Raw genomic sequence first — 22,835 nt, forward strand, 5'->3', positions numbered from 1 at the left:
TTACAGAACCTGGCATAGGTGTATAATACAAGCATACAATTACTAAAAAAGCAGGTATTGAAAATGAATGTAACCGTGAAGAAATATATTAAAAGTATATTGGCCTTTTTGTTCACCGTTGTGGGCATTGTACTAGGCATTATCATCGGCATAAAATTCCTCAGGTTTTTTATGCCGTTTGTAATTGGATGGATTATCGCATTGATCGCCAACCCTCTGGTAAGGTTTGCTGAGAGCAGGATGAAGATTGTACGCAAGTATACCTCCATGCTGATCATCATTGTTGTTCTGGGGTTGATTGTGGGGGCCGTCTATCTGGCGGGCAGCAAGGTTGTGGAGGAGACCGCAAAACTGGTGGAGCAGGCACCTGATATCTATCAGAGCTTCAGCCAGGACTATAAAGAGGTAGAGAAGAACCTCGATCGGTTTATTCTGGAACTGCCCCAGGGGGTTCAGGACTCGATTCTGGACATGCAGGAAAATATAGGTGCAAAGATCGGAGAGTTTGCTTCGGGCTTCAGTCAGTGGACAGTTGCCTATGCGGGAGATATTGCCAAGCACCTGCCAAATGTGCTCATCGGCATTATTTTTACGATTCTCTCGGCTTACTTTTTCATAGCGGACAGAGATAAGATCCTGGAATTTGGAAGAGATAATACGCCCATGTTTATACAGCGGAAATGGAAAGTGCTGGCTGACAATTTCAGAGGTGTTATCGGCGGTTACTTTAAGGCGCAGTTTAAGATTATGGCCATTATCTGGATTGTACTGGTGGTGGGATTTATGTTTATGAGAGTAAAGTTTGCCATTTTTATTGCGTTCTTAGTGGCATTCTTAGATATGCTTCCCTTTTTCGGCACGGGTACGGCTTTGATCCCATGGGCATTGTTCAGGATTCTTTCGGGAGATATGAAAATGGCAGTGGAGCTGACAATCTTGTATCTGTTCACCCAACTGCTGCGGCGTATTCTGGAACCCAAGCTGGTAGGGGACTCTATAGGGATAGATCCTCTGGCTACGCTGGTATTCATGTATGCCGGTTATAAATTGGCGGGTGTTTTGGGAATGATTTTGGCGGTGCCCATTGGTGCTATTATCATTAATTTCTATAAGATGGGTGTATTTGACAATATGATGCGGGGGTGTAAAGAGGCCCTGGAGGATTTTGTGCAATGGCTCTGGCCGGAACAAAAGAAGAAGTGAGAAAAGAAAACACAGCGTCAGGCATTTTTGACGCTGTGTTTTCTTTTTTTGGAAGAAATTTTATTACTGCGGTATATTTCGGGCCGAAAGCCTCCTTTTTCAAGAAAATCACCGATTTTAAGCATTGGGAGAAAACCGATTCCCATACCTAGTAACGTTATAAGTACTAACAACACATCACGCATGACAATCCCCTCCTTTATTTATAGCATAGCAGGTATAGGATTAAAGGGGCATTACGGAAGATGCGGACATATTAAGAATACGTAAAGAGCAAAACATCTTAATGCGTTCTTAATGCGGAAGTAAAAAGCTTTATCCTATTTTAATCGAAAAGTTATTAGAATTAACTACACAAGATATAAAGAAGGCATTAAGAATCACGATAAAATCGTATTTTTAATAGTAAGGTGGAATCTTTATGATTCAATTGCTGAGTAAGAAATTTACTACTACAAAATTAATAGTTCTGGGGTATTTAGTAGTTATAGTAACCGGCACCTTTTTGCTGATGATTCCCATTTCCAGCAAAGGGAGCGGAGGGGCCGGATTTATAGATTCTCTTTTTACGGCAACTTCTGCCACCTGCGTGACCGGACTGGTTTTGCACGATACCTTTACATATTGGTCCGGCTTTGGCCAGGCAGTGATTTTGCTGCTGATACAGATAGGCGGCATTGGTTTTATGACAATTGCCATCACGGCACTGACATTTACAAAAAAGAAAATAGGGCTCTCCCAGCGTCTGATTATGCAGGAAGCAGTTGTGGCACCACAGGTGGGCGGTATTGTCCGGATGACAAAGTTTATCCTATGCGGAGCAATGCTGTTCGAAGGAATTGGTGCTATATTTTTGGCTTTCTGGTTCGTGCCGCGGCTGGGATTTGGGAAAGGAATCTATTTTTCTGTGTTTCATTCCATATCAGCGTTCTGCAATGCGGGGATCGATCTTATGGGACAATTTGAAGAAAGCTCATCGCTGGTTACCGCAGGGAACAGTCCGGTGGTCTGCCTGACCATTACGGCACTTATTATAGTAGGAGGGCTTGGCTTTTTTGTGTGGTCAGATATCAGGCAGCACGGGAGACATTTCAAAAATTATAAGCTGCATACCAAAATGGTAATTTCTATGACCGTATTTCTGATTGTATCAGGGACTTTGCTGCTGCTTTTCTTTGAATTTCACGGGCAGTCAATGGAAGGAAAGAGTGTGGGGGAGAAAGTAATGGCTGCATTTTTCCAGTCGGTAACTCCCCGGACGGCGGGTTTCAATACAATTCCTTTAGATAAATTAAACCAAACCAGCCAGCTGACAATGATTGCTCTTATGTTTATCGGGGGCTCCCCGGGTTCCACAGCGGGGGGAATTAAGACGACTACAGCGATGGTCTTATTGCTGAGTATTTGGACAGAATTATTTAAAAGAAAAGACATCGAATGCTTCAAAAGGAGAATAGACGGAGAGATACTCCGCCATGCCACCTGCATCATGATGCTGTATGTTATGCTGATTATGGGGGCGACTGTCGCCATAGCAGCAATTGACCAGTCATCCATCGAGGAGACTTTATTTGAGGTTACATCAGCCATTGGCACAGTTGGACTGTCCCTGGGAATTACCCCGGAATTATCAACCGTCTCCCATCTGATTCTTGTGTTGTTAATGTTTATCGGGCGGGTAGGGGGCATCACAATATTAATCTCATTTGGAAACAGAATTGCTTTCAGACCATCGAAGCTGCCCCTGGAAAAGGTTACAGTTGGATAGCGTGGGATCTAAGCTATAGCAGGAGGTATTATGAAATCAGTATTAATTATAGGATTAGGAAGATTTGGCAAATATATGGCCGAGAATATGATGGCACTGGGGAATGAGGTACTGGCCATTGATAAACGGGAGGAGAGAGTCAACGAAGTTTTGGAGACAGTTACCAACGCACAGATAGGAGACGCCACAAGTGAGGCATTTATCGCCTCCCTGGGCGTCCGGAACTTTGATATCTGTGTGGTTGCAATCGGTGATAACTTTCAAAGCTCGCTGGAGACTACCTCATTGCTGAAAGACTATGGAGCAAGTTTTGTCCTGGCAAGGGCGAACAGGGATGTACACGCAAAATTCCTGCTGCGAAACGGAGCAGATCGGATTGTTTATCCTGAGAAAGAAATGGCAGAGCGCCTTGCCATGAAATACGGAACAAACAATATCTTTGATTATGTAGAACTTACACACGACTACTCCATTTACGAGATAGCAGTGCCAGAGGGATGGGTAGGGAAAAGCATACTGGAAAAGAGAGTCAGAACAAAATATCATATCAGTATACTGGCCACAAAACAGGGGGAAGATCTGAGACCGCTGCCGCCGGCCGACCATATCTTCAGCAGGGCAGAGACCCTGATAATAGTAGGGCATCATAAAGATGTACGTGCGTTAATAAGATAAGAGTTGGGGACAGGCCGATCCTATTTTGGGACGTGTTCTTTGTAGAAAGAACACGTCCCCTTTTTCCCTTTTTCCTCTTTTCATAATCTTAATACTCTTCTGTTTTTCCCTAACACTATTTTTATAAAAAAAATGGTAAAGTGTTTCAAGTAAATATAAAGGAGGAGTGATTTTATTATGAATATTGTAATAGGAATCATAGGCGTTATCGGACTTGGCGTGTTGGTTTATCTGACGGCGGTTTTGTTAGGAGGTGACAGGTAGTATGGAGTCTATTTTGCAGTATGTATTATACCTTGTGATTCTGGTTGCCCTGGCAATTCCTCTGGGCGGCTATATCGCTAAGGTTATGAAAGGGGATAAGGTGTTCCTGTCCTGTATCTGCAGGCCATGTGAGAGACTGATTTATAAGGTCTTGCGTGTGGATGAAAAGGAAGAAATGACCTGGAAGAAATACGCGCTGTCTACTGTTTTATTCAGCGGCATTGGTCTTGTAATCTTTTTTGCAATTGAGATGCTTCAGCAGATATTGCCATTAAATCCGGAGAAGCTTCCCGGATTGTCCTGGCATCTTGCGTTTAACACAGCGGCCAGCTTTGTCACAAATACGAACTGGCAGGCATACAGCGGAGAGTCTGCACTGAGTTATTTTACCCAGGCGACCTGCCTGACGGTATGGAATTTTGTCTCGGCGGCTACAGGTATTGCCGTTTTATTTGTATTAATCAGAGGGTTTGTGAGAAAGAAAGCAGACACTCTTGGAAGCTTTTGGGTAGACCTGACAAGAACCGTAGTTTACATATTGCTGCCTCTGAGTGTAGTGGTAACATTGGTACTGGTTTCCCAGGGGGTCGTGCAGAATCTGAAACCATATGAAACGGTATCTTTGGTGGAATCCTTTGAGACAGAGGATGGGACAGAGGTAACAGAGCAGACAGTTCCAATGGGACCGGCAGCCAGCCAGATTGCAATAAAGCAGCTGGGAACCAATGGCGGGGGCTTTTTCGGGGTAAACTCTGCGTTTCCGCTGGAGAATCCCACCCCCCTGTCTAACTTGTTTGAAATGCTGTCAATTTTGCTGATTCCGGTTTCCCTGTGCTTCACTTTTGGAAAGGCGGTAAAGGATAAGAGACAGGGATATGCAATCTTTGTGGCTATGGCGATTATGCTGGTAGCTGCACTGGGGATTATCGGATATAACGAACAGCAGGCAACTCCTCAGCTGTCCGCGGGCGGCCAGGTAAACCTGACAACTGTGGATCAGGCGGGGGGCAACATGGAGGGCAAAGAGACAAGATTCGGCATTGCCACATCCGCAACCTGGGCTGCCTTCACCACAGCGGCGTCGAATGGTTCGGTGAATTCCATGCATGACAGTTATACACCTATCGGCGGAATGATAACTATGCTGCAGATGCAGCTGGGGGAAGTGATTTTCGGCGGAGTGGGCTGCGGGCTGTACGGGATGCTTGCATTTGCCATTATGACGGTATTCATCGCCGGCCTGATGGTGGGGAGAACTCCGGAATACCTTGGAAAAAAGATTGAACCTTTTGAAATGAAAATGGCAGTGCTTGTGTGCCTGGCGACCCCGGTAGGAATCCTTGTAGGCAGCGGTATTGCGGCAGTCTGGCCGGGAGTGGCAGACAGTCTGAACAACCCCGGAGCCCATGGGTTTGCGGAAATGCTCTATGCATATTCCTCCGCAGGCGGCAACAATGGATCTGCATTTGCCGGATTTAATGCCAATACTCCGTTCCTGAATGTGACCATCGGGCTGGTAATGCTTTTTGTGAGATTTCTTCCAATGCTTGCAACAATTGCAATCGCGGGCAGTCTGGCCAAAAAGAAGACAGTTGCCACAAGTGCCGGTACCTTGTCCACCTGCAACGGCATGTTCGTATTCTTATTAATATTTATAGTTCTGCTAATCGGCGCTTTGAGCTTTTTGCCGGCACTGGCATTGGGACCCATAGCAGAATTCTTTCAGATGATAGGATAGGAGGAGATGAGAATAATGTCTAAGAAACAACAAGGACTTGCAGACAAAGATATGGTTATCCGTGCGCTAAAGGATTCCTTTGTAAAGCTGGCGCCAAAGACCCAGGCTAAGAACCCTGTTATGATGCTGGTTTATATATCTGCAATCATGACTACCATCCTGTTCTTCCTCTCCCTGGGGGGGATTCAGGACGCACCTGCAGGCTTCACTCTGGGAATTGCTGTTATCCTGTGGTTTACTGTATTATTCGCAAACTTTGCAGAAGCTATTGCAGAAGGACGCGGGAAAGCCCAGGCAGACGCCCTGCGCTCAGCCAGAAAAGACGTTGAAGCACACAAAATACCATCGGCAGAGGAGAGAGATGTCATTGTAAAGGTGTTCTCGGCCGACTTAAAAAAAGGTGATATTGTAGTTGTATATGCCGGAGAACAAATTCCCGCAGACGGCGAGGTGATCGACGGTGCGGCATCCGTGGACGAGAGTGCCATTACGGGTGAGTCTGCTCCGGTTATCCGCGAGAGCGGCGGAGACAGAAGTGCAGTGACAGGAGGAACCACTGTGATATCTGACTGGCTGGTGATCCGTGTTACCAGCGAACCGGGGGAAAGTTTTCTGGACAAAATGATTGCTATGGTAGAGGGGGCTTCCCGAAAAAAAACACCTAATGAAATTGCGCTCCAGATTCTACTGATTGCGTTCTCTATTATTTTTGTACTGGTAACCATGTCCCTGTATACCTATTCCGTATTTTCTGCAAAGCAGGCAGGGATTGCGAATCCTACATCAGTGACCTCACTGGTCGCACTTCTGGTATGCCTGGCACCTACAACCATCGGCGCTCTTTTATCGGCCATCGGAATCGCGGGAATGAGCCGTCTGAACCAGGCAAATGTACTGGCTATGAGCGGCCGTGCAATTGAAGCGGCGGGTGATGTGGATGTATTAATGCTGGATAAGACAGGTACGATTACACTGGGAAACCGGCAGGCATGCGAATTTATTCCCGTAGACGGCAATACACAGGAAAAGCTTGCGGATGCCGCCCAGCTGGCATCCCTTGCAGACGAAACTCCCGAGGGGAGGAGCGTCGTTGTCCTGGCAAAGGAAGAATTCAATATCCGGGGAAGGCATATGCAGGATATGAATATGACCTTTGTCCCGTTTACGGCCGCAACCCGTATGAGCGGGGTGGATTATGACGGAAATGAGATACGAAAAGGGGCAGCGGATGCCGTAAAGCAGTATGTTACGGACAAAGGCGGTATATACAGTGAAGAATGCGACGAAGTCGTGCAAAGAATCTCCCGCCAGGGAGGAACTCCCCTTGTAGTAGCTAAAAACCATAAGATTATGGGGGTTATCTACCTGAAAGATATCATCAAACAGGGGGTAAAAGAAAAATTTGCAGATCTTAGAAAAATGGGGATTAAAACCATTATGATTACCGGAGATAACCCTATGACAGCGGCTGCCATTGCAGCAGAAGCAGGAGTGGATGACTTTCTCGCAGAGGCAACTCCGGAAAGCAAGCTGGCATTCATCAGGGAATTCCAGAGCCAGGGACACCTTGTGGCAATGACCGGGGACGGAACCAACGATGCGCCGGCTCTGGCACAGGCAGATGTGGCAGTAGCCATGAACTCAGGAACACAGGCGGCAAAAGAGGCGGGGAATATGGTAGATCTGGATTCCTCCCCCACAAAGCTTATCGATATAGTCCGGATAGGAAAACAGCTGCTGATGACAAGAGGAAGCCTTACCACCTTCAGTATAGCCAATGACCTGGCAAAGTATTTTGCTATTATACCTGCACTTTTTATGGGGTTATATCCGGGACTGGCCGCTCTGAACATTATGCATCTGGAGAGTGCCTCCAGCGCCATATTTTCAGCAATCATCTACAATGCCCTGATTATTGTTGCGTTAATTCCCCTTGCCTTAAAGGGGGTAAAGTACAGGGAAGTTCCGGCCGGAAAATTGTTGTCCAGAAATCTGCTGGTCTATGGTCTTGGCGGCATTGCCGCTCCCTTCCTTGCTATTAAATTGATTGATATGATTATCACGGGAATCGGACTTGTATAAGAGAGGTGTGGGAAAATGAAAAGTTATGGAAAAGAAGTATTTTTAAAGGCTCTGGGGATCCTGATCGCATTTATTATTATATGCGGTTTCATCTACACCTTTGCGATGACAGGAATCTCTCAGCTTTTGTTTCACGACAAAGCCAACGGCAGTATTATAGAAGTGGACGGAAAGAAGTACGGATGTGAGCTTCTTGCTCAGGAGTTCACTGATGATGGCCATATGTGGGGACGTGTTATGAATATTAATACGGAAACCTTTACAGATGAGAACGGCAGCCCTGCTATGTACAGCGGCCCCAGCAATCTAAGCCCTGCCGGGGAAGAAATGGAAGCGCTGGTTCAGGAGCGTGTGAAAAAACTAAAAGAAAGCAATCCGGATCAGGCAGGTAAAGTGCCGGTGGATCTGGTGACAGCATCAGGAAGCGGATTAGATCCTGAAATCTCCCCTGCTGCTGCAGAATACCAGATTCCCAGAATCGCAGAAGCCACAGGAAAATCAGAAGAAGAGATCAGAGATATAGTGGACAAATACACAGAGGGACGTTTCCTGGGAATCTTTGGAGAACCCAGAGTTAATGTATTAAAAGTAAATCTGGCGCTGGACGGTATTTTGTAGCTGCAGTGCCGGATGAAAGGAGTGGAATACAGTGATTAACAGAAGAATTGCATATGAAGCAAAAAGAAAGCTGGAGTTTGCCCCGGACTTTGGGGAGCCTGTAAGCCTGCTCACAGAACTGGCAGACTCCTTGAGTATGGAATACTGTAATCATCCTGAAACCTATAAAAATGACAAGGACAGGGTGATATGGCTGGAATATCCGTATTTCTGTTTTGATTGTGACACTTTTTTTGAAGAATACGGGGTACTGCTGGCCTCCATAGAAAAAGATATCCATGTGAAAGTCTATGGTATGGCAGATAAATTGGAGCTGGGAGAACTTGCCGCTGAGTTTACAGATGAAAAAAATATCAGATACCGGAAACGGAACAGTTCAGGCTCAGATTTTGAAAGTATCAGAAGTCTGTGCATTGAAATAGAGGCAAAAAGCACAGAACAATATGAGGCGCTCTGGGAATTGTTTTCCCATATGGACTATCGGCAAGATTATGCGGCTGTTAACCGCAAAAAGTGGAAGGCTATGGGGGAAGACTGGACAGAAAAAGATCCTGACACATATTTTGCTTATCTCCAGCTGAGGGAGGAACAGGGAGAATTTTTCCTCAATATACTCACCTTAGAACAAAAAAAAGAACTCTGGACTGTGTATCTGGAGGAAGGGGTAAGCCCTGTAGAATTTGAATATCTGAACGATGCCATCGGAAGAGACTGGGAGATTAATATATTTGAATGGAACCTGGCTCTGCAGATGGCAGTGTCCCAGGCAGGAATATCTGTTCTCTATGAGAAAGATGACTTTAGGATCCTGGATCGGCAGGGCCGTCGAATATGGATGGATTACCGGTCTTCCGCAGCGGCGGAAAAATTGTTCCTTAAACTTCTGTTTCCTGCCGTTCCTCGTACGAATTAGCAGAAAAACGTATGGAAAAGTGTGACAGCCTTTTCATACGTTTTTCTGATCTTAATGCAATCTTAATGCGCTGCAGAAAAAATTTATTCTCTGAATTCTGGGAGATCAGGTATAATACCTAATAGATATTAAGAAAACATAAGGAGTAAGAATTTGACGATGAATCCTGTATGGGGGAGTGAAAAGATGGAACAACGGCCGAATCCCGATGCCATTCTAAAGCAGATCGAAGAAGAGAAGGTAATAAAAGAGAAAGGAAAACTAAAAATATTTTTTGGCTATGCGGCAGGAGTGGGAAAAACATATGCGATGCTGGAGGCTGCTCACGCGGCGAAGAAGGCTGGCCTGGACGTGGTTGTGGGGTATATTGAACCACACACAAGGCCGGATACGCTGGCACTGCTTGAGGGACTTTGCCAGCTCCCCCCTCTGGAGATTCCGTACAAAGGAATTACACTGAGAGAATTTGATTTGGACGGTGCTATCAAACGAAAACCCAGGCTGATTCTTGTGGATGAGCTGGCTCATACCAACGCAGAAAACTGCCGCCACAGAAAGAGATATCAGGATATCCAGGAGCTTCTCCGGGCCGGAATAGATGTTTATACGACAGTAAATGTACAGCACCTGGAGAGTCTGAACGATATCGTGGCATCCATTACCGGGGTGGTGGTCAGGGAGCGAATCCCTGACGATGTCTTTGATGATGCAGATCAGGTGGAACTGGTAGACGTGGAGCCGGAGGATCTGATCAAAAGGCTGAACGAAGGGAAAATATACAAATACAAGCAGGCGAAGAAGGCCCTGGGGAACTTTTTTCAGCAGGATAATCTGGTGGCGCTCCGGGAGATCGCCCTGCGCCGTACCGCTGACAGGGTGAACAAAATATCGGAAAAAAATAAGCCCTGGATGAAAAACAGTAATTATTATACGGATGAACACATACTTATCTGTCTGTCATCTTCTCCCTCCAATGCAAAGGTAATACGTACGGCAGCCCGTATGGCCAGCGCCTTCCACGGCATGTTCACCGCAGTTTACGTGGAAACCTCTCAGACGAAGACACTGAGTAAATTTGATCAGCAGAGGCTGGCAGACAATCTGCGCCTGGCCGAGCAGATGGGAGCTAAAATAGTTAACGTATTCGGGGACGATATCGCCCAGCAGATTGCGGGGTATGCTAAGCTGGCAGGGGTTTCTAAGATTGTTCTGGGGAGGAGCCAGCAGAGGCGGCATTTGCTGTTCTCATCTCAAAGCTTTGCGGATAAGCTGACGCAGCTTGCCCCGAATCTTGACATCTATATTATTCCGGAGTCAGCAGAGGAAAAGAAAAAGCCCTATCAGAGTATAAAAGGAGGACAGCCGGCCCGTGGTTTCTCACTGCTTGATTCGCTAAAGGCTCTTGGGATCCTGGTGGTATGCACCGCCTTGGGCCTTTGGCTCAGAAGCCTCGGCTTTACAGAATCCAATATCATAATGGTGTACATCCTGGGAGTACTGGTAACCGCGCTGTGTACGAAGAGCAAAAGCTACAGCCTTATCAGCTCGATTATCAGCGTGCTTGCATTTAACTTCTTTTTTACCGTTCCCAGATTCTCTTTTAATGCCTATGAGGCTGGGTATCCGGTTACTTTTGTAATCATGTTTTTGGTGGCATTTATCACGTCAACCCTTACGATGAAGGTGAAACAGCAGGCCTTCCAGTCAGCGGCCAAGGCATATCGCACAGAGATTCTGCTTGAGACCAGCCAGAAGCTTCAGAAAGAGCGCACCATTGACGGAATTATCAGGGAAGCTGCGGGCCAGATGACAAAATTGCTGGATCGGCCTGTGGTTTTCTATACACCGGATAAGAAAAACAAGCTGATCCCAAGCATATTCGGCACACAGGAGGGAGAGGATACCTCCGTGTATATCAATGAAGAGGAGCAGGCAGTGGCAGAGTGGGTTTATAAAAACAACAAACATGCCGGGGCGACCACCAGCACACTTCCGGGGGCAAAATGCCTTTATCTGGCCGTGCGTAATAAAGAACAGGCGCTGGCGGTTGCGGGTGTTGTTTTAAACAGTGACATGCTGGAATCTTTTGAAAAAAGTCTTTTAATAGCAATGCTCAGCGAGTGTGCGCTGGCTCTGGAAAAGCAGGTGCTGAATGAAAAAAAGAATGAGATTGCGCTGAAAGCCCAGCAGGAGCAGCTGAGAGCTAACCTGTTAAGAGCGATCTCTCACGATCTAAGGACACCTCTGACCAGTATCTCAGGAAATGCCAGTGTGCTGATGCAGAACGGGTCACATATGGAAGAGACCCAGAAAAACAAGATTTACACGGACATATTTGACGATTCCATGTGGCTGATAAATCTGGTAGAAAACCTGCTGTCTGTAACACGGATCGACAATGGAACCATGAATATACAGATGCAGGCGGAATTGCTGGAGGAGGTAATCACAGAGGCTCTGCACCATATAAACAGAAAAAGTACGGACCATACGATCCAGGTAGAACTGGAAGATGAGTTCCTTATGGGAAAGATGGATTCCAGATTAATTGTGCAGGTTTTTATTAATATCATAGATAATGCGATCAAGTATACGCAGAAAGGTTCCTGTATCCGTATCATCGGGAAAAAGAAAGGAAAGTATTTATATATAGAAATAGAGGACGACGGACCGGGCATCGGCAGGGAGGAACAGGAGAAATTATTTGATATGTTTTATACGGCAAATAATGAGAGGGGAGACAGCCGAAGGGGCCTGGGTCTGGGGCTTGCACTGTGCAAGTCCATTATAACTGCACACGGAGGGAATATTGGTGTGAAGGAAAATAGCCCTCACGGGACCATTTTCTATTTCACGCTGCCTGCAGAGGAGGTAATTATACATGAATAAACCATTAATATTAGTTGTTGAGGACGACAAAGCAGTCCGAAACCTGATTTCCACAACGCTGGATACCCAGGAATACCGCTATCATGTGGCGAAAAACGGAGCTCAGGCCCTGGTTGAGGCGGTATCTCAGAGACCCGACGTAATCATTCTGGATCTGGGCCTTCCCGATATGGACGGGGTGGAGATCATCCGCAAGGTCCGTTCCTGGTCCCAGGTACCAATTATAGTAGTGAGTGCCAGAAGCGAGGACAGGGATAAGGTTACAGCGCTGGACGAGGGAGCCGATGATTTTCTTACGAAGCCATTCAGTGTGGAGGAATTGCTGGCGAGAGTGAGAGTCAGCCTGAGAAGGGTACAGTATCAAAACAGCAATGCATCTGAGAACAGTGCTGTTTTCAAAAATGGCGGACTTACCATTGACTACGCCTCGGGGTGCGTAAGTGTAGACGGTAAGGAAATACATCTCACGCCGATCGAATACAAGCTGCTTTGCCTTCTGTCCAGGAATGTAGGAAAAGTACTTACACACAATTTTATCCTGAATGAGGTCTGGGGGAATGTGATGCAGAGTGATGTACCGTCTCTCAGGGTATTTATGGCAACTCTGAGAAAAAAAATTGAAAAGAACACCTCGGAGCCCGAGTACATCCAGACCCATATCGGAATCGGCTACCGAATGCTGCGGATAGAAGAGAATGACAAGTAACACGGAAACCTACTTTACGTAAGAATTACTATGTGAGAAAATAGAGGTGGTACTGGCAAATAGTGGAAAATAGGGTGGACCAGAGATGGATTATAAAAAGGCGGCAAGGCAGATATGCCGGAAACTGGGAGGGAGAGATAACCTGGAAAAGGTGGAGCACTGTTCTACCCGTCTCAGAGTAACGGTAAAGGATCCGGGAAAAGTGGATCTGCGAGGCTTAAAAAATCTGAGAGAGGTCAGCGGTGTTGTCCATGACGGGGCAGATCTGCAGATAATTCTGGGGCCGGGGACAGTTATCCGGATCTTTAACCATCTGTATCTGACAGAAAGGGATGAGATGCAAAGGGCATCCGGCAGAAGAAAATCTCCTGGATACTGGCTGAAAAAGGGAGTGAAAAAAATGGGAGATATTTTTATTCCCATCATCCCCGCCCTTGTGGCTGCCGGATTTTTAAAGGGAATTGTGGACCTTATGGGAACCCTGTCCCAGCATGGGATTCTGAATATCGGACTGGACAATTCCTTTTATTCATTTGCAGGTCTGATCGTCAATTCCGTATATGCATTTCTGCCTATTCTAATCGCCTTCAGTGCTGCCAGAGTATTCGGAGGCAATCCCTATCTGGGCGCTGTGGTGGGTATGATGATGCTGAATCCGGACTTGCAGAATGCCTGGTCCAAAGTGTCTGACGGGGGCGTGACATACCAGAGTGTATTCTGCGGTCTGTACGAGGTTCCCATGACAGGATATCAGGGACATGTACTTCCTGTGATTATAGCGGTCTGGATTATGAGTGCACTGGAGAAAAAGCTGCATAAGACAGTACCTCCAATGCTTGATTTATTTATAACGCCTCTGGCGAGCCTGTTTATCTCGGGTTATCTGACATTTGCTGTTGTAGGCCCTGTTTTTCTTAAAATCGAAGATATCCTGCTTCTGGTGGTAAAAGATATCCTGACAGCGCCCTGGGGAATCGGCGGCTTTTTTATGGGAGGAATCTTTTCCGCAACTGTGATTACCGGAGTTCACCATATGTATACGGTACTGGAATTGGGACAGCTGGCTACCTATGGGTTTAATTATCTGAATCCGATAGCTTCTGCAGCGAATATAGCCCAGGGAGGGGCCGCCCTCGCCATGGCTATAAGAATGAAGAACCGGAGGGTAAAAGGGATCGCAATTCCTTCGGCCTTAAGCGCCTTTATGGGGATTACGGAACCGGCAATTTTCGGCGTAAACCTCCGCTATGGTACTCCTTTTCTGGCAGCGGCGCTGGGCGGTGCCTTCGGCGGCTGGTATGCGGCTCTGCGTGGGCTGGGGGCCTCGGGAACGGGGATTACAGGCATCTTTGCCTTCCCTCTGTATCTTGAAAAACCCTGGGATTACCTTATCAGTCTTTTTATTGCTCTGACAGTTTCCTTTGCTCTAACTTGGATTTTGGGAGGGAGGGAAGAAAACCTCCATGTCACTTCGCCTGTACAGGGAGAACTGATACCCCTGGCGGAGGTAAGCGATGCCACCTTCGGCAGAGGCGTTCTGGGACCCGGCGTGGCCATACGCCCTTCCAAAGGGAAGATCGCAGCACCTGTGGACGGAACCATAGAAGTGACTTTTGATACCGGACATGCAGTGATACTTTCGGGAAGAAACGGTGCGGAAATCCTGGTGCATGTGGGAATTAACACCATTAATCTTGGGGGCAGATATTTCAGCTGCAGGGTGAAGAAGGGTGAAAAGGTAAGGAGGGGGGATCTATTGATTGAATTTCAGAAAGAATTTATTGAAAGAGAGGGGTATGATCTGACTACTCCTGTAATTCTGGTAAATGCAGATAACTACGACATGACACTTACAAGAGAGCCCGGAAGGGTTAAAAAGTTAGATGAAATTATGCTGATAGAATAAAAGGAAAGTGTTGTAAGTAAGGATAAGAACGTGTATAATAACACTTATTATTACCTCAACGAATGCGCCGGAACATTACTGATAGGAGATATTGGCAAAAAATTCACAAACTTTGCTGTAAACTATTGACAAAACTGTAAGAATGTGATATTTTTAACATATCATCAAAGAGGGTTCTGATTTCTGACGGGTTTAATGTGGAGCACCACAGTGAGATCAGGATTTATAGTAAGCCGACCGTCTGGGCAGCATTTGCAGCGAGCAGATGTTGCCCTTTCTTGCTTTTTTGGGGGAAAGGGCAGAAACGATGAGAGTAATTTTAATTTACACAACTTAAAGGAGGATTTTACTATGGGATTCAAATCAGACATCGAAATTGCACAGGAAACGACGATGCAGCCGATTTTAGAGGTTGCCAAGACAGCTGGTATTGATCAGAAGTATCTGGAACAGTACGGAAACTACAAAGCTAAGATCGACTATAACATGCTTCGCGACACAGACAAAAAAGATGGAAAGTTAATTCTGGTAACAGCAATTTCTCCGACACCGGCCGGTGAAGGCAAGACAACAACTACCGTTGGTCTGGCAGACGGTATGCGCAAGATTGGCAAAAACGTTATGGTTGCGCTCCGTGAGCCATCCTTAGGACCTGTATTCGGCGTAAAGGGCGGAGCCGCAGGCGGCGGATATGCCCAGGTAGTGCCAATGGAAGACATTAACCTGCATTTTACAGGCGACATGCATGCCATCGGTGCAGCCAACAACCTTCTGGCCGCTATGCTGGATAACCATATTTTCCAGGGAAATGAACTGGGAATTGACCCGAGAAGAGTTACCTGGAGACGTTGTGTAGATATGAATGACCGTCAGCTTCGTTTCGTGACAGACGGCCTGGGCGGAAGGACCAACGGAATGCCCCGTGAAGACGGCTATGACATTACCGTTGCCTCCGAGATTATGGCAGTATTGTGCCTGTCCTCAGGGATCAATGACCTGAAGGCACGTCTGGCAAGAATCGTTGTGGGATATACCTTTGACCAGAAACCGGTAACCGCGGGAGACTTAAAGGCAGAAGGCGCAATGTGCGCACTGCTGAAGGATGCCTTAAAGCCGAATCTGGTACAGACTCTGGAGCATACACCAGCCATCGTACACGGCGGACCGTTTGCCAACATCGCGCACGGCTGCAACTCTGTAATGGCAACCAAGATGGCCCTGAAATTAGGGGACTACGTAGTAACCGAAGCCGGCTTCGGTGCAGACCTTGGAGCTGAGAAGTTCCTGGACATCAAGTGCCGTATGGCAGGTCTGAAACCGGACGCAGTGGTTGTAGTGGCAACGGTGAGAGCACTGAAGCATCACGGAGGTGTAGCTAAGGCTGACCTGAATAATGAGAACCTGGACGCACTGGAGAAAGGACTTCCGAACCTGCTCCAGCACGTAGGAAATATCAGAAACGTATATAAACTGCCGTGTGTGGTTGCGATTAACGCATTCCCCACAGATACCAAGGCGGAGCTTGATCTGGTAGAGGCAAAATGTAAGGAATTAGGAGTAAACGTAGCGCTCTCGGAAGTATGGGCAAAGGGCGGCGAAGGCGGAATGGCCCTGGCAGAAGAGGTAGTGAAGCTGGTGGAAGAGCCCAACGACTTTACCTTCTCCTACACGGACGACATGACCATCGAAGAGAAATTAAATGCCATCGTAACCAAGATATATCACGGAGACGGTGTAGTGCTTACCCCGAATGCCAAGAAACAGGCAAAACAGCTGACGGAGCTTGGATTCGGCAAATGCCCGATCTGTGTGGCAAAGACCCAGTACAGCTTTTCAGACAATGAGAAATTGCTGGGAGCCCCCAAGGGATTTGAGGTAACCATCCGTAACCTGAAGATTTCTGCAGGCGCAGGATTCATCGTAGCATTATCCGGAGACATCATGACTATGCCGGGACTTCCGAAAGTACCGGCTGCTGAGAAGATTGATGTGGATGAGACAGGTAAGATTTCCGGACTGTTCTAAATTAAAGAATTTGATCTGGGACGGAGGAAAGAATTCTTTCCTCCGTCTCTTATCTCCAGAGGAGGATGAATATGTTTAAAGATGAATTTGCGGCAGTTTGCAATGCCGGTAAGAATAAGTTAGGATTGTTAGAAAAGAATCCGCTGGGATACTTCGTTTCTTCAATGGTAGCGGGTATGTTTATTGCTTTTGGAAGTTTTGTCACATTTACACTGGGTGCAGGCCTGGCGGCGGCTGAGTCACCGTATGTAAAGATGATCCAGTCTATTGCATTTGCAGCAGCCCTCAGTCTGGTAGTGGCAGCAGGTGCAGAGCTGTTTACAGGCAACAACTTTGTGATGAGTTCTGCTTCCTTTAACAAGATGATTTCCTGGGGAAAGACAGTAAAGCTGTGGGTTGTCTGTTATATCGGAAACCTGGTAGGTTCCTGGCTTTCTGTCCTGGTATTTCAGCTGACGGGAGTTCCCAATGGCGCTGTGGGTGAATACTTCGCGGGTGTAGCAGCCACGAAGATGGCACTTACACCAATGCAGATGCTTACAAGAGGGATTCTTTGTAATATTTTGGTGTGTCTGGCTGTATGGTGCAGTATTAAAATGAAGTCTGAGTCAGGAAAGCTTATCATGGTATTCTGGTGTATCTTTGTTTTCATGGTGACGAGCTGTGAGCATAGTGTTGCCAATATGAGTATTATGGGAGTAGGCCTTCTGAATCCCGGAACTGCTTCTGTAAGTGTGGGAGCGTATTGCCTGAACTTACTGCTTGTTACCATAGGAAATATTATAGGCGGCGCCATATTTGTGGCCTTGCCGTACTACATAATCGCAAAAGAAAAATAAGGGATTTTGGTAGAGGAAGAATATGCGGTCTGATGCACCGGTATTCTTCCTTTCTTTGTGCAGCGGCAAGTCTGGACTGCAAAGCATTAAATAATCACCTTTCACTCCTCATACAATGATATAGGACGATGAGGAGGAATCTATGAACAATCAAAAACTTGAAAACAGTCTTAATTTAGCTCTTGACGCAACGCCGGAGGAGAGAGAAAGATCCCCGAATCTGGAAATCGGATATAACCCCTTAGAAAGCACATGGGAAGTAATTGTAAAGTATACAGGAGACATCAGCAGGATAGCCGGAGAGAATGTACAGGTAGTCCCTCTTCTGGGGGGATATGCCATTCTTACACTGCCTGAGGCATATATTCAGCGTCTGGCTGAGCTGCCGGAGATTACTTTTATCGGAAAGCCGAAGCGTTTATTCTTTGCGGTTAATCAGGGGAGAGCAGCTTCCTGTATCAATCCTTTGCAGACGTCCAACTCCCCGCTGGGGCCTGCCCTTATGGGAAGAGGCGTTATCGTGGCCTGTGTGGATTCGGGAATTGACTACGCCCATCCTGATTTTTGCAGAGAGGATGGTACCACAAGGATACTGAGTCTCTGGGATCAAAGTGTTCCCGGAAATCCCCCGGAGGGATATCTTATCGGAACGGAGTACACGCGGGAACAGATCAACGAAGCTCTCCGCCAGGATACTCCGGCCGCCCGCTATGAGATTGTTCCCAGCCGGGATCTCAGCGGCCACGGCACCGGGGTTATGGGAATTGCCGCGGGAAATGGCCGCGCATCCCAGGGGGCTTACCGGGGAGTGGCCCCGGAGAGTGATCTTATGGTTGTCAAATTAGGACCTTCCAGACCAGACGGGTTTCCCAGAACCACTGAGCTGATGCAGGGGATTGATTATGTTATCAGGCGGGGAGCCGCTCTTGGGCGCCCTGTGGCCCTCAACCTAAGCTTTGGGAATAACTACGGCAGCCACAGCGGAGATTCTCTTCTCAGTACCTATATTGACAGTGCTGCCGGAATGGGGAAAAATGTAATCTGTGTGGGCACTGGAAATGAGGGAAACCGTGCGCTGCACACGTCAGGGGTTCTGGAGGAAGGGGTTACCCAGAATGTGCAGCTGGCCGTAAGCACCTATGAGACGGGCATGAACATTCAGATTTGGAAGTCTTATGTAGACCAGGTGGAGATCGCACTGGTACATCCAAACGGCCGGATCGTAGGCCCTTTCCAGGAGATTCTGGGACCCCAGCGCTTTACCATAGGAAGCACGGAGATATTGCTGTACTATGGGGAACCGGGTCCATACAGCCTCTCTCAGGAGATCTATATTGAGCTGATACCCAGGGAATCTTATCTTGACAGCGGGGTGTGGGAGTTCAGGCTTCAGCCGTCGAGGATTATTGAAGGGGAATATCATATGTGGCTGCCGGGAGGAAATGTCCTGAACGAGGGGACCAGATTCTACCTGCCTTCACCCTATACCACTCTGACAATCCCGTCCACTGCAGGAAAGGTCATAGCGGTAGGGGCCTATGATTCCAGATATCAGTCTTATGCCGACTTTTCCGGCAGAGGGTATACCAGGATGGGCGCAGTAAAGCCAGACCTGGCAGCGCCCGGGGTAGACATACAAACCACTGCGGTAGGGGGCGGCTATGACTCCAGGACGGGGACATCGTTTGCCACACCCTTTGTCACAGGCTCTGCGGCATTAATGATGGAATGGGGAATTGTGAATCAAAATGATCCCTTTTTGTATGGTGAAAAAGTAAAAGCATATCTCAGGAGAGGAGCGAAACATTTGCTGGGACAGCAGACCTGGCCAAATCCAAGACTGGGGTTTGGTGTGTTATGCCTGCAGGACAGTTTTCCTGTGTAGAACTTCTTGTAAGAAACCCGCCTTTTTGCTAGAATAAAGGCAGCGGCCAAAGAATCTGACCGTAAGAAGCTGCGGGAAGAAGAAGGAGATACTATGAGTAAAATATTGAAGAAACTGACGGCTTATTACAAGCCGTATAAGGGACTGTTCTTTTCGGATCTGTTTTTTGCCATTATTGGGGCGGCAATTACCCTCATAATACCGCTGCTGGTAAGGTATATTACTAATCAAGTGATTTATATGGATGCCCGGGCGGCGTTTTGTATGATTATACAGCTGGGAGTCTTTATGATACTTCTGGTTTTGGTGGAAGCCTTCTGTAATTTTTATATCGCTTACTACGGCCACATTATGGGGGCTAAAATAGAGCGGGATATGAGAAATGAGATTTTCGGTCATTACCAGAAGCTGTCATTTGCCTTCTATGACAACCAGAAGGTTGGGCACCTGCTCTCCCGGATTACCAGTGATTTGTTTGATATCAGTGAACTTCTGCATCACGGGCCCGAGGATCTGGTAATCTCGGTGATTAAGTTTGTGGGCGCCTTTGGGATTCTGCTGTTCATCAATCCCAAACTGGCAGCGGTGGCATTCTTCTTTGTTCCGTTCCTGGTCATCTATGCCGTCTATTTTAATAAGAAAATGAAGCATGCGTTCAGGGAGAACCGGGCCAGAATAGCGGATATCAATACACAGATCGAAGACAGCCTGTCCGGAATCCGGGTCGTCAAGTCTTTTGGGAATGAAAGTGTGGAGATGAAAAAGTTTTCCCGGGGGAATGAGCGGTTCGTTGACTCTAAGAGGAAAAGCTACCAGTATATGGGGGCTTACAATTCCGGCATGGGGGCATTTACAACTCTGATTACCATTGGGGTTTTGATTGCAGGTGCAGTGTTTATCACAAAAGGACAGCTGGCGGTGGCGGACTTGGTTACCTTTCTGCTGTACATAAATAATTTCACGGATCCGGTAAAAAAACTGATTACATTCACTGAGCAGTTCCAGAACGGCTACAGCGGCTATTCCCGTTTCCTGGAGATTATGGCCATTGCGCCGGATATTAAAGATGCCCCTGATGCGGCAGCTCTCACGAAGGTAAGAGGTGACATTGGTTTTGACAATGTAACCTTCCGTTACGAAGAGAACCAGGAGGATGTCCTCCGGCATGTCAATCTTCAGGTTAAGGCAGGGGAGTATGTGGCGCTGGTGGGAAGCTCCGGTGCGGGAAAAACAACGCTGTGCAGCCTGATTCCCAGGTTTTATGATGTATCGGAAGGGTCTGTCACCCTTGACGGAGTAGATGTCAGGAAGCTCCGGCTGAAGGAGCTCAGAAATCAGATAGGCATTGTCCAGCAGGATGTTTATCTGTTTGCTGGCACCATTATGGAAAATATCCGCTATGGAAAACCGGACGCAACTGATGAAGAGGTCATTCGGGCGGCAAGAGCTGCCAATGCCCATGAGTTTATCATGAATATGGAGGAAAATTATAATACGGATATTGGCCAGCGGGGAGTCAAGCTCTCCGGAGGACAAAAGCAGAGGATTTCTATTGCAAGAGTGTTTCTGAAGAATCCGCCTATTCTGATCTTTGACGAGGCTACCTCAGCGTTAGACAACGAGAGTGAGAAGATTGTACAGGAATCCCTGGAGTCATTGGCAAAAGACAGGACTACCTTTGTAATTGCACACCGGCTGTCTACCATTCGAAGGGCAGAGAGAATTCTGGTTCTCACAGATGACGGAATTGCCGAGGAAGGAACTCATGAACAGCTGATGAAACAAGGCGGGCTTTATGCCAGTTTGTATGAGATGTCATTTAGTTAGGCATAAATCCGCAAATAATTATTGACGATGCAACAAAAAAGAGAGAACAGAACACCCTTTTACTAGAGGATAGAACGGATAGTTCTATAGGGCGAAGGGAGTGAGGCGTATGGCAAAGAAAGCTAGATGGATATCTGTCTATTCGGCTGCACATTTTGCAGTGGACTTTGCCTGCGCCTTTTTTATGTTTTCCAGGTTTCATCAGGAGGTTAACTGGTATCTTCTGATGCTTATCTATAATTTCTGTGCGTTTGCCATGCAGATGCCCCTGGGCTTGGGAGCAGATTGTATAGGGAGGGAGCGGATAGTTACGGTAATCGGGTGTATTCTTACTGCGTGCGCTTTTGGCTTAGGGGAATGGCCTGTTCCGGCTGTGATCGGTTTGGGCCTGGGAAATGCCTGCTTTCATGTGGGAGGGGGATGGGACGTTCTGAAGCACGCAGAGGGAAAGGACAGTATGCTGGGAGTTTTTATAGCACCGGGAGCCCTGGGGATTTATCTTGGAACGTTAATTGGTAAGAAAAGCGGGGATATGTCAGGCGGTTTTGCGGCGGCAGTGGCTTTGGCACTCTTTGTATCAGCTGTACTTTTATACCGGTTGAGGTACGGGGGAAGGGAGACAGCAGCAGCTGACGGCCATAGGGACAAGGGCAGGAAAACTTTATGCGGCACAAATTTACTGGGAATTACTTGCCTCTTTCTGACCGTATGTCTCCGATCTTATATGGGCTTAATTCAGAACTTTCCGTGGAAAGAGGAAGGGTACTGGGGGATGATACTTGTTTTTGCCCTTGTATTTGGTAAGGCTGCAGGGGGAGTTCTGGCGGACTGGGCGGGGGACAGACGGACGGCGGTGTGTTCTTTGGGGCTTGCAGGGATACTATATTGCCTGTCCGGAAATCCATTGGCAGGGGCGGCGGCCGTCCTGCTCTTTAACATGACCATGCCTGTCACACTGGGGGCGCTTACAAGAATGCTGCCGAAGACAAAAGGATTTGCTTTTGGGACACTGTCATTTGCCCTGTTTTTGGGATATCTGCCGTCCTATTCCGGGTATGGCCAAGAGATGCCGGAGGCAGGAGTGTACGTCTGGATATGCCTGTTCTCCGGACTTCTGATCTGGAATGGCCTGGGAAAGGCGGTGAACGCATGGGAGAGTGGATGATACCGGTATTCGCAAAGTCCTTGCTGCTGACTTTGCTGCTGGAGGAGATTTTTGCGGGGGTGTGGCATGTAAGCCGTAAAGACTTATGCCTGGTTTTCCTGGTGAATGTGCTGACAAATCCCCCTGTGGTATTCGTATATTATATGGCTGTATGGAAGGCCTGGCATCCGCTGTGGCTGATAATACTGCTATTGGAGGGCCTGGCAGTAATGGCAGAGGCACTTTATTATAAAAAATATGCAGAGCGAATAAAATATCCTTTGCTTTTTTCCTTTGCCGCTAATTTATTTTCCTATTCTGCAGGGAAACTGGCAGTATTTTTGCTGCGGTAG

Annotated in this window: 17 protein-coding genes; 16 read left to right on the forward strand and 1 reads right to left on the reverse strand. The window is 47.2% G+C overall.

Annotation, left to right across the window (positions count from 1 at the left end):
• The first annotated feature begins 63 nt into the window (after positions 1-63).
• Positions 64-1,203 (forward strand): sporulation integral membrane protein YtvI, encoded by a 1,140-nt coding sequence (gene ytvI, locus ACGHCT_RS04155; RefSeq protein ID WP_072849742.1) that lies wholly within the window; start codon positions 64-66, stop codon positions 1,201-1,203.
• Between the two features lie 17 nt (positions 1,204-1,220).
• Here ytvI and ACGHCT_RS04160 read toward each other — a convergent pair whose 3' ends face one another.
• Positions 1,221-1,388: a hypothetical protein gene (locus ACGHCT_RS04160; protein WP_158640980.1), complete on the reverse strand. Its 168-nt coding sequence runs from the start codon at positions 1,386-1,388 to the stop codon at positions 1,221-1,223.
• 236 nt (positions 1,389-1,624) lie between these two features.
• Between ACGHCT_RS04160 and ACGHCT_RS04165 the strand changes: the two genes are divergently transcribed.
• The 15 genes from ACGHCT_RS04165 (at position 1,625) to ACGHCT_RS04235 (ending at position 22,835) form a co-directional block, all read left to right on the forward strand.
• Positions 1,625-2,971 (forward strand): TrkH family potassium uptake protein, encoded by a 1,347-nt coding sequence (locus ACGHCT_RS04165; protein ID WP_390438377.1) that lies wholly within the window; start codon positions 1,625-1,627, stop codon positions 2,969-2,971.
• Between the two features lie 30 nt (positions 2,972-3,001).
• Positions 3,002-3,646, forward strand: coding sequence for a potassium channel family protein (locus ACGHCT_RS04170; protein ID WP_390438379.1), 645 nt, complete (start codon positions 3,002-3,004; stop codon positions 3,644-3,646).
• Positions 3,647-3,911: 265 nt separating this feature from the next.
• A complete protein-coding gene (kdpA, locus tag ACGHCT_RS04175) occupies positions 3,912-5,648 on the forward strand; it encodes a potassium-transporting ATPase subunit KdpA (RefSeq protein WP_072849750.1) in 1,737 nt (578 codons plus the stop codon).
• Between the two features lie 15 nt (positions 5,649-5,663).
• Entirely contained in the window at positions 5,664-7,730 is a 2,067-nt protein-coding gene (gene kdpB, locus ACGHCT_RS04180) for a potassium-transporting ATPase subunit KdpB (RefSeq protein ID WP_390438381.1), read from the forward strand.
• 15 nt (positions 7,731-7,745) lie between these two features.
• Positions 7,746-8,348 (forward strand): potassium-transporting ATPase subunit KdpC, encoded by a 603-nt coding sequence (gene kdpC / locus ACGHCT_RS04185; RefSeq protein WP_390438383.1) that lies wholly within the window; start codon positions 7,746-7,748, stop codon positions 8,346-8,348.
• A 31-nt stretch (positions 8,349-8,379) separates the two neighbouring features.
• Positions 8,380-9,261 (forward strand): hypothetical protein, encoded by an 882-nt coding sequence (locus ACGHCT_RS04190; protein ID WP_390438385.1) that lies wholly within the window; start codon positions 8,380-8,382, stop codon positions 9,259-9,261.
• A 159-nt stretch (positions 9,262-9,420) separates the two neighbouring features.
• Positions 9,421-12,150, forward strand: coding sequence for a sensor histidine kinase KdpD (locus tag ACGHCT_RS04195; RefSeq protein ID WP_242946725.1), 2,730 nt, complete (start codon positions 9,421-9,423; stop codon positions 12,148-12,150).
• A complete protein-coding gene (locus tag ACGHCT_RS04200; RefSeq protein ID WP_390438386.1) occupies positions 12,143-12,856 on the forward strand; it encodes a response regulator in 714 nt (237 codons plus the stop codon). The genes ACGHCT_RS04195 and ACGHCT_RS04200 overlap by 8 nt, the downstream gene beginning before the upstream one ends.
• Before the next feature lie 85 nt (positions 12,857-12,941).
• Positions 12,942-14,762, forward strand: a complete 1,821-nt coding sequence (locus ACGHCT_RS04205) for a glucose PTS transporter subunit IIA (RefSeq protein WP_390438388.1) — start codon at positions 12,942-12,944, stop codon at positions 14,760-14,762.
• 351 nt (positions 14,763-15,113) lie between these two features.
• The gene (locus ACGHCT_RS04210; protein WP_154265214.1) at positions 15,114-16,787 is read left to right on the forward strand and encodes a formate--tetrahydrofolate ligase; all 1,674 of its coding nucleotides are present in this window, start codon (positions 15,114-15,116) and stop codon (positions 16,785-16,787) included.
• 71 nt (positions 16,788-16,858) lie between these two features.
• Entirely contained in the window at positions 16,859-17,626 is a 768-nt protein-coding gene (locus ACGHCT_RS04215) for a formate/nitrite transporter family protein (RefSeq protein ID WP_072852492.1), read from the forward strand.
• 142 nt (positions 17,627-17,768) lie between these two features.
• Positions 17,769-19,511, forward strand: coding sequence for a S8 family peptidase (locus ACGHCT_RS04220; protein WP_390438393.1), 1,743 nt, complete (start codon positions 17,769-17,771; stop codon positions 19,509-19,511).
• 93 nt (positions 19,512-19,604) lie between these two features.
• Positions 19,605-21,338 (forward strand): ABC transporter ATP-binding protein, encoded by a 1,734-nt coding sequence (locus ACGHCT_RS04225; protein ID WP_390438395.1) that lies wholly within the window; start codon positions 19,605-19,607, stop codon positions 21,336-21,338.
• A 109-nt stretch (positions 21,339-21,447) separates the two neighbouring features.
• Entirely contained in the window at positions 21,448-22,503 is a 1,056-nt protein-coding gene (locus ACGHCT_RS04230; RefSeq protein ID WP_390438398.1) for a hypothetical protein, read from the forward strand.
• Positions 22,488-22,835: a hypothetical protein gene (locus ACGHCT_RS04235; RefSeq protein WP_072852500.1), complete on the forward strand. Its 348-nt coding sequence runs from the start codon at positions 22,488-22,490 to the stop codon at positions 22,833-22,835. Before ACGHCT_RS04230 ends, ACGHCT_RS04235 begins: the two co-directional genes overlap by 16 nt.

This window comes from Lactonifactor longoviformis, from assembly GCF_042848515.1.
GTDB classification, from domain to species: Bacteria; Bacillota; Clostridia; order Lachnospirales; family Lachnospiraceae; genus Lactonifactor; species Lactonifactor longoviformis.